The organism is Phocaeicola massiliensis B84634 = Timone 84634 = DSM 17679 = JCM 13223 (assembly GCF_000382445.1).
Classification (GTDB): domain Bacteria; phylum Bacteroidota; class Bacteroidia; order Bacteroidales; family Bacteroidaceae; genus Phocaeicola; species Phocaeicola massiliensis.
Genome location: NZ_KB905472.1, coordinates 2769503 through 2781931 on the forward strand (window position 1 = coordinate 2769503; position 12429 = coordinate 2781931).

Annotated in this window: 9 protein-coding genes and 1 tRNA gene; 5 read left to right on the plus strand and 5 right to left on the minus strand. The window is 41.2% G+C overall.

Annotated elements, in window-relative coordinates:
• Position 1: 1 nt before the first annotated feature.
• Together HMPREF1534_RS07545 and trpS are read right to left on the minus strand one after the other, a co-directional pair.
• Positions 2-76: transfer RNA gene (locus HMPREF1534_RS07545), tRNA-Val, on the minus strand.
• 199 nt (positions 77-275) lie between these two features.
• Positions 276-1370: a tryptophan--tRNA ligase gene (gene trpS / locus HMPREF1534_RS07540; RefSeq protein ID WP_005941284.1), complete on the minus strand. Its 1095-nt coding sequence runs from the start codon at positions 1368-1370 to the stop codon at positions 276-278.
• A gap of 100 nt (positions 1371-1470) precedes the next feature.
• Between trpS and HMPREF1534_RS07535 the strand changes: the two genes are divergently transcribed.
• Positions 1471-2250, plus strand: a complete 780-nt coding sequence (locus HMPREF1534_RS07535; RefSeq protein WP_005941286.1) for a hypothetical protein — start codon at positions 1471-1473, stop codon at positions 2248-2250.
• Between the two features lie 241 nt (positions 2251-2491).
• Positions 2492-5713, plus strand: a complete 3222-nt coding sequence (gene carB / locus HMPREF1534_RS07530) for a carbamoyl-phosphate synthase (glutamine-hydrolyzing) large subunit (RefSeq protein ID WP_005941291.1) — start codon at positions 2492-2494, stop codon at positions 5711-5713.
• A gap of 485 nt (positions 5714-6198) precedes the next feature.
• Here the strand turns inward: carB and HMPREF1534_RS07520 are convergent, their stop codons facing one another.
• Positions 6199-6444, minus strand: a complete 246-nt coding sequence (locus HMPREF1534_RS07520) for an NVEALA domain-containing protein (RefSeq protein ID WP_005941296.1) — start codon at positions 6442-6444, stop codon at positions 6199-6201.
• A 531-nt stretch (positions 6445-6975) separates the two neighbouring features.
• On the opposite strand from HMPREF1534_RS07520, the gene HMPREF1534_RS07515 reads away from it, so the two are divergent.
• Positions 6976-7896: an ABC transporter ATP-binding protein gene (locus tag HMPREF1534_RS07515; RefSeq protein WP_005941299.1), complete on the plus strand. Its 921-nt coding sequence runs from the start codon at positions 6976-6978 to the stop codon at positions 7894-7896.
• A 12-nt stretch (positions 7897-7908) separates the two neighbouring features.
• A complete protein-coding gene (locus tag HMPREF1534_RS07510) occupies positions 7909-9162 on the plus strand; it encodes an ABC transporter permease (protein WP_005941300.1) in 1254 nt (417 codons plus the stop codon).
• A 226-nt stretch (positions 9163-9388) separates the two neighbouring features.
• On the opposite strand, the gene HMPREF1534_RS07505 is transcribed toward HMPREF1534_RS07510, so the two are convergent.
• Positions 9389-10990, minus strand: coding sequence for a beta-N-acetylhexosaminidase (locus HMPREF1534_RS07505; protein WP_005941301.1), 1602 nt, complete (start codon positions 10988-10990; stop codon positions 9389-9391).
• Between the two features lie 40 nt (positions 10991-11030).
• Positions 11031-11531, minus strand: coding sequence for a TlpA family protein disulfide reductase (locus HMPREF1534_RS07500; protein ID WP_005941302.1), 501 nt, complete (start codon positions 11529-11531; stop codon positions 11031-11033).
• Between the two features lie 87 nt (positions 11532-11618).
• On the opposite strand from HMPREF1534_RS07500, the gene yaaA reads away from it, so the two are divergent.
• Positions 11619-12386, plus strand: a complete 768-nt coding sequence (yaaA, locus tag HMPREF1534_RS07495; protein ID WP_005941303.1) for a peroxide stress protein YaaA — start codon at positions 11619-11621, stop codon at positions 12384-12386.
• The last annotated feature ends 43 nt before the right edge of the window (positions 12387-12429 follow it).

Sequence of the window (12429 nt, forward strand, 5' to 3'; positions counted from 1 at the left end):
GTGGGCGTTGACGGATTCGAACCGCCGACCCTCTGCTTGTAAGGCAGATGCTCTGAACCAGCTGAGCTAAACGCCCGTTGCCTCTTGTTTTCAAAAGCGTTGCAAAGGTATGGTTTTTTTTGATAACTGCAAACTTTTCTCCTATTATTTTTTCATTTATTTTTCAATAAAGCAGCTAACAAACTGATTAACAAGAAATAAAAAAAGTAAAGTCCACAACCTTTTCAAGATAAGAATTGCGGGCTTTACTCCATATATATATAAAAGACACTTTTTTATTCTTGTCCGAAACGCTTAGCTTGTTCAGCAATCAGTTCCGCATCATCGAAATAATTTATCTTCATCGCTTTGCGTACATCATCCAATGTTTCCGCCGCAGTTGCACGAGCTGTTTCACATCCTCTACGCAACATCTCATAAATAGCAGGAATATCCTTTTCAAACTCTTTGCGGCGTTCACGAATGGGAGTCAGCTCCTCCTGCATGATAGCTGCCAGGAATTTCTTCACCTTCATATCCCCCAAACCGCCACGCGTATAATGTGCTTTCAATTCATCCAGGTTAGGATAATCAGATAAATAACGTTCAAAATGCTCAGGTTTACAGAAAGCATCCAAATAAGTAAAGACAGTATTACCCTCAAGTTTACCCGGGTCGGATACTTTGATATGGGTCGGGTCAGTGTACATACCCTTCACTTTCTTTTCCACTTCATCGGCAGTATCGGAGAGATAAATGCAGTTGCCCAACGATTTACTCATTTTTGCCTTTCCGTCCGTACCCGGCAACCGCAGACAAGCAGCATTGTCAGGCAACAGGATTTCCGGTTCTACCAGCGTATCACCATAAATATGATTGAACCGACGGACGATTTCACGCGTCTGCTCAATCATTGGTTCCTGATCTTCACCCACCGGCACGGTTGTAGCCCTGAATGCCGTGATATCGGCTGCCTGACTAATAGGATAAGTGAAAAAACCGACAGGAATACTAGTCTCGAAATTACGCATCTGTATTTCTGTTTTCACCGTAGGGTTACGTTGCAGACGAGATACGGTAACCAAATCCATATAATAGAAAGTCAGCTCACAAAGTTCAGGAATCTGGGACTGAATGAATATAGTAGACTTAGTCGGGTCCAAGCCGACAGCCATATAGTCAAGTGCCACTTCAATAACATTCTGGCGAACCTTTTCAGGATTATCAATATTATCAGTCAAAGCCTGTGCGTCTGCTATAAAAATAAAAGTCTTATCATACAATCCGGAGTTCTGAAGTTCCACCCGGCGTTTCAATGAACCTACGTAATGACCGATGTGCAACCTTCCGGTAGGACGGTCACCTGTCAATATGATTTTTTCTTTTCCCATACCTCTTAAATATTATCTTATATTAAAAATTACGCAAAGATAGGAATATTCTAGCACAATAACTTAACTTTGAATCTGTATTTCACATATAATAATTGTTATGAATAAACTAAGACCAACCATTAAACTAGCTCTATTTATCTCTGTTGCAGGCGCATTTCTCGCTGCATGTTCCGATGACGATGACAAAAAGCCTTCTGCTCCATCAAAAATCATTACCGGAATAAGAGTATATAAAATCACCGATGTCATAAGCTATGAAGGCGACCTTGACTTTACTTATGACAAAGACAAACGCCTAACCGGTGTGCGTGGCAATGCTCCATTAACCACTATAAACTATTCCTATGGAGATAATTCACACATAAGCTATAATTACTCTTCAGAAAACTCTCCATTAGTAGAAATAACCACCACTTTAGAGAATGGCCGCAGCTATGTGTGCAAATTTTCCAATCAGGACAGTCCCATCACCTATTCATATAATAATGAAGGATATCTGAAAAGCAGTAATAATAACGGAATAGTGCTTGAATACCAATGGAACAAAAAGAACCTGACCTCTATGACTTCCACACCAAGAGGAACTTACAACAGTGATTACAAAATATCCACCATTGCTAATGACTACAGCCTTGACCTGAACACGCTGGCACAATGGATTGACGAACGACCCAATTATATAAACGTGGTAAACACATTGGGACAAATGGCAGGCATTTTAGGCAAACGAAGTGAAAATATCATAGAAGACACTTACTATACATACGACTATAGTTTCTTGCAAGACGGCAGGCTGAAAGACATTACTCTGATAGATACGAATAAAACCGGTTATTCTTTCTTATTGCGTTACGCCGACTCTGATAATATCGAATAAATATACAAAAGAAAGATGATTTCTCATTTTTTATCTCAATCTGCATTGACAAAGAGCCTGATTTATTTTGTTATCTTAGAAATTAGTAGTTACTTTGCACAAAATTTAAAGATGCTATGTATCCTACAGGAACAAAGATAATATAGACATAAAGCAAATGCGTTAGTCCTCTCACGAGGATGGACGCATTTTTTTTATATTTTAGCGACATTAAAACAACTATTATAAAAAGAAACTTTCAATGAAAAAGGATTTAAAGAAAGTCCTGGTATTGGGTTCGGGTGCCCTCAAAATCGGCCAGGCAGGAGAGTTTGATTACTCAGGTTCACAAGCGCTGAAAGCATTGCGCGAAGAAGGCATTCACTCGGTGTTGGTAAATCCTAACATCGCAACTATTCAAACTTCGGAAGGTATTGCCGACAAAGTGTACTTCCTTCCTGTTACTCCCTTCTTTGTTGAAGAAATTATTAAGAAAGAACAACCGGACGGTATCTTATTGGCTTTCGGTGGTCAGACTGCACTGAACTGCGGTACTGAGCTTTATCTGAACGGTACATTAAAGAAATATGGTGTAGAAGTACTGGGTACTTCCGTAGAAGCCATCATGTACACTGAAGACCGTGATTTATTCGTAAAAAAGCTGGATGAAATTCCGATGAAAACCCCGAAGAGCCACGCTGTGGAAAGCATGGAAGAGGCTCTGAAGGCTGCCCGCGAAATCGGTTATCCTGTTATGGTACGCTCTGCTTACGCATTGGGCGGTTTGGGTAGCGGTATCTGTCCGGACGAAGAAGCTTTCATCAAATTAGCAGAAAGCTCATTCGCATTCTCTAAACAGATCCTGGTTGAAGAGTCATTGAAAGGTTGGAAAGAAATTGAATTCGAAGTAATCCGCGATGCTAATGATCATTGTTTCACAGTAGCAAGCATGGAAAACTTCGACCCGCTGGGTATCCACACCGGTGAGTCTATCGTGGTAGCTCCTACTTGCTCTCTGACAGAAGAACAAGTCACCATGCTGCAAGAATTGTCTACAAAATGTATCCGTCACTTGGGTATTGTGGGTGAATGTAACATCCAATATGCTTTCAATGCAGATACCAACGACTACCGTGTCATCGAAGTAAACGCGCGTCTGAGCCGTTCTTCCGCACTGGCTTCCAAGGCCACCGGTTTCCCCTTGGCATTCGTTGCCGCTAAAATCGCTTTGGGCTACACATTAGACCAGATTGGCGAGATGGGTACTCCTAACTCAGCATACGAAGCTCCCCAATTGGATTACCTGATTTGTAAAATTCCCCGTTGGGATCTAACAAAATTTGCCGGTGTATCACGTCAGATCGGTTCCAGCATGAAGTCGGTAGGTGAAATCATGTCTATCGGACGTTCTTTCGAGGAAATCATTCAGAAAGGTCTTCGTATGATCGGTCAGGGCATGCACGGTTTCGTGGGTAACGACCATACTAAATTCGAGAATCTGGATGAGGAACTGGCTAACCCGACAGACCTCCGCATCTTCTCCATCGCTTCTGCATTGGAAGAAGGATACAGCATTGAACGTATCCATGAACTGACCAAGATTGACCCGTGGTTCTTGGGCAAACTGAAAAATATCGTTGACTACAAAATCAAACTTTCCACTTATAATAAGATTGAGGATCTGCCCGAAGATGTACTTCGCCAAGCTAAAGTGTTAGGGTTCTCCGACTTCCAGATTGCACGTTTCGTACTGAAATCCAATGGCAACATGGAAAAAGAGAATCTGGCCGTACGAGCTCATCGTAAAGCATTAGGTATTCTTCCGGCTGTGAAACGTATCAATACCGTCGCATCCGAACATCCCGAACTGACCAATTACCTGTATATGACATACGCTACCACAGGTTATGATGTCAATTATTATAAGAACGAAAAGTCAGTGGTTGTATTAGGCTCGGGGGCTTACCGCATCGGTTCATCTGTAGAATTTGACTGGTGTTCTGTAAACGCTGTACAGACAGCACGTAAATTGGGTTACAAATCAATCATGATTAACTATAACCCTGAAACGGTTTCTACCGACTATGACATGTGTGACCGTCTGTACTTTGACGAACTTTCATTCGAACGTGTACTTGACGTGATTGACCTGGAACAACCGGGTGGTGTCATTGTATCGGTAGGCGGACAGATTCCTAACAACCTGGCTATGAAATTACATCGTCAGTCAGTACCTGTATTGGGAACTTCACCTCTTTCTATCGACCGTGCGGAAAACCGTCATAAATTCTCGGCTATGCTCGACCAATTGGGCATTGACCAACCGGCTTGGAAGGAATTGACCAGCCTGGAAGAGATGGAAGAGTTCGTCAACAAAGTAGGTTATCCGGTGTTGGTTCGTCCTTCATACGTGCTCTCGGGCGCTGCCATGAATGTATGCTATAACGAAGACGAATTAAAAGAATTCTTGCAGATGGCCAAGGAAGTTTCTAAAGAATATCCGGTAGTCGTATCACAGTTCATGCAAGACACCAAAGAAATAGAATTTGACGCTGTAGCCCAAAACGGTGAGGTAGTGGAATATGCCATATCAGAACATATTGAATACGCAGGTGTACACTCGGGTGATGCAACCTTGGTATTCCCGGCTCAGAAGATTTATTTCGAAACAGCCCGCCGCATTAAGAAAATCGGTCGCCGCATAGCCAAAGAATTGAATATTTCCGGTCCGTTCAATATGCAGTTCCTGGCTAAGAACAATGAAGTAAAAGTGATTGAATGTAACCTGCGTGCCTCACGTTCATTCCCGTTCGTTTCCAAGGTATTGAAACGTAACTTTATTGAAACAGCCACCCGCATCATGCTGGATGCTCCATACAGCAAACCGGACAAGTCGGCATTCGACATTGACTGGATTGGTGTAAAAGCTTCTCAGTTCTCATTCTCACGCCTGCACAAGGCAGACCCGGTATTGGGTGTAGATATGTCTTCAACCGGTGAAGTAGGTTGTATCGGTGATGACTTCCATGAAGCCTTGCTGAATTCACTGATCGCCGTAGGATTTAAAATTCCTACAAAATCAGTTATGTTCTCGTCGGGTGCTACCAAGTCTAAAGTAGATTTGCTGGAAGCCAGCCGTATGTTGGCAAATAAGGGATACGAGATTTATGCAACTGCCGGAACTGCTACTTTCCTGAATGCACACGGAGTAAACACTATTCCTGTTTACTGGCCTGATGAACGTCCCGATGCAGAGAATAATGTAATGAAGATGATTGCCGAACACAAGTTCGACCTGATTGTCAATATTCCGAAGAACCATTCTAAACGTGAGTTGACTAACGGTTATAAGATTCGTCGCGGAGCAATCGACCACAATATTCCTTTGATTACCAACGCCCGCCTGGCAAGTGCTTTCATTGAAGCATTCTGCGAAATGAGCGAAAAGGATATTCAAATCAAGAGCTGGCAGGATTATAAATAATCCTTCCCAATAAATAAAAAGAGGGTGTGTCTTCAATCTGACACACCCTCTTTTTTTGATAAGATACTACTATGGGACTAATATTGGAGTACCATCCTTTTTAAAGGATACAACAGTTCGTAATGCGCTTTGGTCTAGGATATAATATTTGTTATTGTATTCTATTATTTTGTCGGCACAAGAGAACATGATGTTGTTTCCTTCGTTCAGAACAACGAATGAAGTGTCTGCAATGTGACTAGTGACGGAATCATAATAAGCTTCATCAAGAGGTATTGTTATTTTATATACATCACAATTTAAAGGAACTGTTTCAACAGAATCTTTATTCCCAGAACAAGCTGATAATAATCCTAGTAGAAATATCTGTATAATTCTATTTTTCATTTTTAACAAGCACAATCATTAATGAATAATTTAGATAAGGCTTTAATTGTCTTGTCCAAATTCTGCTCAGTATTAATACAAAGGCGTAAAAAAAGAAGTTAATAACAATCAGAGTCAGTACATGATTCGGAGTTAATGGAACGACACACCATTTTATGTCCGCCGCCATAACATTTTTTTTCTTCTCTAGGTCCCGTATTGGAAGCTCCACTTTCGCCACTTGCTAAAGCTTCAATATTTGCTAGTTGAAGTTCTGACAAGTTTCCTGTTGAATCAATACAATCCCAATAAATATTTGCACCAAGAATTAGAAATAAAGCAAATAAAACTACAATCTTTTTCATACATCATTATATTTAAAGTTAATATATGAACAAAGCTAAAAAATAAACCGTCACGCTGTTCTTCGCAACAAAAAAAAGTTAACCTATTTTATCTTACATCAACAGCTCCAACAACGTACACTTTGAAGCCGTGCCCCTCTCTTCAAAACAGGAATTTCCCCCTTCCCCCATCCGTTTTTGTCCTATTCATCGGCATTTCGAGATGAATGGTTTCCCCTTCGCATGCCTCGCCGCCCATTCACCCCGATTGTAGATGCCGGGAGTCTTGAAGTTGAAATGATAACCGTCTTGGCGAAGGCTCTCGAAATTCTGTATGCCGATGGAATAAATTCTCTATTCCATACTGATTGTCTTTAGGATTCTGCAAAAGTAAAGATAACTATTTCTTCTTGAGATAAATCCGAATCAACCTAATTATTTTCCCTTTTTCACTTATAGTTATAAGAAAAAATCCATAACTTTGCCACGAGTTAACCAAAACAAACATAACGTTGACATTTTGATTCAACAAAACAACAAACATCAAAAGCTATGAATAACTTTTTCTTAGAAACGCATCAAGTGGTCAAACGCTTTGCCAACCACACTGCGCTGAATGGTGTCAGCATTCAGGTCCCCGAAGGACAAATCTTTGGATTGCTGGGGCCGAACGGTGCCGGCAAAACCACACTCATCCGCATCATCAACCGCATCACGGCCCCCGATTCGGGAGAAGTACGCTTCAACGGACACCTGTCGCAAGCCGAAGATATTTATCATATCGGTTATCTACCCGAAGAACGCGGATTATACAAGAAGATGAAAGTGGGCGAACAGGCTATCTACCTGGCTCAATTGAAAGGTCTCAGCAAAGCAGAAGCCACTTCACGACTGAAGCTATGGTTTGAAAAGTTTGAAATCACTCCGTGGTGGAACAAGAAATTGGAAGAGCTGTCCAAAGGGATGCAGCAAAAAGTACAATTTATCATCACTATACTGCATAAACCCCAATTACTGATATTTGACGAACCGTTCTCCGGCTTCGACCCTGTGAACGCCGAACTGCTGAAGCGTGAAATACTGGAGCTGAAGAAAGAAGGACATACCATCATCTTCTCCACGCACAACATGGCTTCGGTGGAAGAGATATGTGACAATATTGCACTCATCAACCATTCTGAAGTGGTGTTGCAAGGGAATGTGAAAGAGGTGCGTTCTCGTTTCAAAGCCAATACCTATATCTTAAGCACTCCGAAAGGACAACCCTTGAAAGAATCCCCTCTGTTTGAGATTGTAGACAGTCAGCCCACCGAAGAGGAAATCCGATATACCCTACAAAAGCAACAGGATATGTCCAACTCGGCATTACTGACCCAAATAGCCCAACAAACCGAAATAATCTCCTTTACCGAATGCCTGCCCTCCATGAATGAAATATTCATACGTACGGTAGAAGGTTTGGATAAACACTAAATGCCCAAAGCCATGAACAAGATATTAATCATTATACAGCGTGAATTTCTGAACCGAGTAAGTAAGAAATCATTTATTCTTCTTACCATCCTGATGCCGTTCATCTTTGCAGCTCTCATTTTTGTTCCTGCACTGCTGTCGACGGTGAAAAGCGATGAAGTTAAACAAGTAGTAATCATTGACCACACACAAAAGTACATCGGACAATTCAAGGATGATGAATCTTATCATTTCATCGCCGGACAAGAAATGTTGCCCGAATACCGAAGTGATACTACCCGCATAGACGCCGTAGTGGAAATTACCGAAGACCTGATTCAAAATCCCACAGCAGCCGCCATCTATTCGCGCAAAGAAGTGACTAAGGGTTTGTTGTCATTGGTAAACAATACGCTGAATGAACAAATCAGACACGATAAACTGACAAGTTACAATATCCCCGAATTACAAAATATCATGCAGGATTTTGATAAGAGATACAGTGCACGTACCATCAAATGGAGTGAAGACGGCAGTGCAAACGAATCAAATGCCGGCATTGCGGTAGCCGTTGGTATGATACTTACCTTCCTTATCTATATGTTCGTTATGTCTTATGGAGGCATGGTGATGCAGAGTGTCATGGAAGAAAAGACAAGCCGCATTGTCGAGTTAATGGTATCATCGGTCAAGCCGCTTCAACTGATGCTTGGCAAGATTATCGGTATCGGTCTGGTAGGCATTACCCAACTGCTGATATGGGGTATTCTGCTTGTTGTACTTTTGGGTATCGCCGACAATACTTTCGGTGGAGATGCAGCCATTCTAAAAGGTGCCGAAGGCATGATTAGTGCCTTACAAAACCTGAATCTGCTGAAACTCGGAACCCTCTTTACCCTGAATTTCATCGGCGGATTCCTGATTTATGCCTCCATCTTTGCTGCTATCGGAGCCTCTATCAATGCCATGGAAGATTCGCAACAGTTTATGACTCCCATTATGATACTGATGGTGTTCTCCCTTTACGCCGGTATCTATAGTGGCGACAACCCGGACGGTCCGCTGGCTTTCTGGTGTTCTCTCATCCCATTTACCTCGCCTATCGTCATGATGGTACGTGTTCCGCTGGATGCACCGACCTGGCAAATTATTCTTTCGCTTTGCCTGCTCTATGCCTCAGCACTTGCACTCATCTGGATTTCAGGAAAAATATATCGTGTAGGTATCCTGATGTATGGCAAAAAGCCGACACTAAAAGAGATGATTAAATGGATTTCTTATAAATAGATTAATTCACTCTAGCCCTATCGGGCACTCTCACAAGAAACGGGGGTGTGTCAAAACTAAACCGGTCTATCAAACCTCAACTGTAGGGGCAAGGTTTACCTGCCCGAACCAACGGTCACAACCTTGGAAGTAATACACCAAGCAAACTGTTTTCGGACGAACGAACCTCGCTCCTACTAGCCAAATGACAGCATCATCAACGTTTAGACACAACCCCACTTTTTTATTACTTCCACTCACCCAATTGAATACCCAGCTTTTCCCAATGCCCGATAAATGAATTCAACGAGTTACGGAAACGATCAAAATCCTTATTGGATGGATTTGTCCAACCCACTTCGGCATATGCAGCAAGACGCGGATAAATCTTTTTATTCATACTTTCAACCGTAGGAATAAATTCACCCCACATTTGGCAACCGATACCCAACACTTTACTTTGCTGAGCCTCTGTCAGTCCCTCAGGAATCGGATTGAATTCATACGATTTTTGCAAAGGAATAGATTCATAATCATAGTCCAGATAAGTATATATATGATAAGAGTTAACGATATCATATCCTTTCTCAATAGTTTCTTTAATCAATTCAGGCTCCCCTTTCCAGAAATGAACAATTGTGCCAGGAGCCAATTGCTGTTGTGAAGCACCACTTCCGTCTCTTTGATAATCATTTACCTGAGCTCCCGTAATTTCATTCCATCCCATCATGTGACGGTTTTTAGAAGCCAAGAAATTAGAAATGTTATTTGTAAAAAAGACCTGCAAGCCACCCGGTGAAGTTATCTTGTTCTGCTTCATATAATTGCGTACCATCGGTGATTCCTTCCAAGCATTATATCGTAATTCATCTCCACCGATATGAATAACCGGAGAAGGGAATAATGCAATTACTTCCTCCAATACATCTTCCTGAAATTGGATAACACGAGGATCAGCCACATTATAAGCATTGTAATGTACCCCAAAGTTACAAGGCACCTTAATCTGCTTTCCGGTAGTTCCCAACCATGGATAAGAAGCAATAGCAGCACTGGCATGTCCCGGCATCTCTATTTCAGGAACAATCATAATATGGCGTTTGGCAGCATAATCCACTACCTCTTTGATATCATCCTGAGTATAAAAACCACCATGAGGCTTGCCATCAAACACATTGCTGTGGAAATGGTTAATCTCTGAAGAGTCACGGAAAGCACCGACCTCTGTCAATTTCGGATATTTCTTGATTTCAATACGCCATCCCTGATCATCTGTCAAATGCCAATGAAATACGTTCATCTTCAGTTCTGCCATTCTATCCAACAGATTGAGGACAACTTCTTTACCTTTGAAATACCGACCTTCATCCAACATGAAAGCACGCCAGGAAAAAGCCGGATAATCCGTCACCAAAGCTTTTTGAACTGTCAGGCGTCCTTCTCTTTCTTTAATAATCTGGCGCAAAGTCTGCACACCGTTAAACACTCCTTCGGGAGTAGAAGCCTTAATTGTAATCCGGCTTCCGGCAGCTTCCAATACATATCCACCTTTTTTATCAGGTAAAACGGTCGAATCCAATAAAAGAATAACATCTCCTTTGTCTTTCCCTTCCTCCAAAGTGACTTCCACTGCAAAATCATTCTTCAAATAGGAAGCCAGCAACAAAGCCTCATTAGACAATTCATTAGAATAAACAACCATCGGCTTATCCTTCAACTTCACAAAGCCCTGAACATAATTAATCTCTTGCGGCTGAGGAAGCACGGCATACGCTTCTATCGGCGGCTGTTCACAGGAGCTACACACAACAATGCACAACAAAACGACAATAAGTGATTTGAGTTTCATAAGTATTAGAATTAAAATTAGTTTCAATAATAGCTTTTGACTACTTCAACGCTTCTTCAATGGTATTCATCAAATGATTAAACTCCTCTTTTTCATATCCAATAGAAGTATAGATTGCTTCTCCTTCCTTATTAAACAAATACGTACGAGGGATAGATTTTTCTGCAAAAAGTGAAAAAACTTCCCGCTTAGGGTCAGGATACAACGGGAAAGTAAATTTCTTACGCTCATTATAAGCCTTCAGTTGTTCATCCGTATGTTCGCGACCAATCACCAACAATACAAAGTCTTTATTATCTTTATATTTAGGCCAAAGCATCTTTTGTACTTCTGCAAGTTCCAACTGGCATGGGCCGCACCAAGTGGCAAATAAACTGACCAATACCACCTTACCCTTTAAATCGGCAGATGAAACATCTCCATAGACTGATGATTTCAACTGAAAATCAGGTAACTTATCTCCCTTCTTCAATTCCTGTGCATGCATTGCAAAGCTAGCGCATAACAACATCAATAATAATCCTAACTTTTTCATTTTCATAATTCTGAATATTTAATTTACGATATAATGAAGACAAATATATCTGTTTTTCCTATATTTGCCGACTGAAATATCATTTTTTAGCCTATGATGACTTTTATTTCGTGTGCCAAGACAATGACGGATCATTCTAAAGTAGAAGTCCCTACCACCGGCACACCACAATTTCAAGCTGAAGCCATTCAGCACGCACTTGGTATGTCCAGGTTCTCTGCCGAAGAACTAGAACGCCTGTTACGGGTAAACAGTAAAATAGCAGCCGAAAATTATCTCCGGTTTCAAGATTTCTGTTCGGAAGCAAACAAAGCTCTTCCTGCCTTGTTAGCCTATACAGGCATAGTATTCAAACGTATCTGTCCTCAAGACTTTACAGCAGAAGATTTTCAATACGTACAAGATCATCTGCGTATCACTTCCTTTTTATATGGATTACTTCGTCCGCTTGACCTGATAAAGAATTATAGATTGGAAGGAGATGTCAGACTGCCAGAACATGAAGGAATATCTATGTTTGATTATTGGAAACCAATATTGACGGATGAGTTCATCAAATCCATCAAAGCACAAGGAGGCACATTGGTCAACCTTGCCAGCAACGAAATGAAAGACCTTTTCGACTGGAAACGTATAGAACAACAGGTACGCGTAATTACACCCGAATTTCAGGTTTGGAAAAAAGGGAAATTAACGACTGTCGTTATTTATACTAAAATGTGTAGAGGAGAAATGACACGCTATATCATCAAAAACCGCATTGAAAAGCCTGAAGAGCTAAAAAGCTTCAACTGGGAAGGATTCTGCTTTGATGCAGAACACAGCACTGAATCGCAGTACCTTTTTAGCCTTCTTTCATAAAAAAATATTAAATATTCAAGCTGCACAAACTTTTTTTCAACGC

What these genes read in the sequence shown, in the direction of transcription:
- trpS (WP_005941284.1), bottom strand. Translation starts at nt 1,370, where the DNA reads ATGGGAAAAGAAAAAATCATATTGACAGGTGACCGTCCTACCGGAAGG.
- HMPREF1534_RS07500 (WP_005941302.1), bottom strand. Translation starts at nt 11,531, where the DNA reads ATGAAAATGAAAAAGTTAGGATTATTATTGATGTTGTTATGCGCTAGC.
- carB (WP_005941291.1), top strand. Translation starts at nt 2,492, where the DNA reads ATGAAAAAGGATTTAAAGAAAGTCCTGGTATTGGGTTCGGGTGCCCTC.
- HMPREF1534_RS07520 (WP_005941296.1), bottom strand. Translation starts at nt 6,444, where the DNA reads ATGAAAAAGATTGTAGTTTTATTTGCTTTATTTCTAATTCTTGGTGCA.
- HMPREF1534_RS07535 (WP_005941286.1), top strand. Translation starts at nt 1,471, where the DNA reads ATGAATAAACTAAGACCAACCATTAAACTAGCTCTATTTATCTCTGTT.
- HMPREF1534_RS07505 (WP_005941301.1), bottom strand. Translation starts at nt 10,990, where the DNA reads ATGAAACTCAAATCACTTATTGTCGTTTTGTTGTGCATTGTTGTGTGT.
- HMPREF1534_RS07515 (WP_005941299.1), top strand. Translation starts at nt 6,976, where the DNA reads ATGAATAACTTTTTCTTAGAAACGCATCAAGTGGTCAAACGCTTTGCC.
- HMPREF1534_RS07510 (WP_005941300.1), top strand. Translation starts at nt 7,909, where the DNA reads ATGAACAAGATATTAATCATTATACAGCGTGAATTTCTGAACCGAGTA.
- yaaA (WP_005941303.1), top strand. Translation starts at nt 11,619, where the DNA reads ATGATGACTTTTATTTCGTGTGCCAAGACAATGACGGATCATTCTAAA.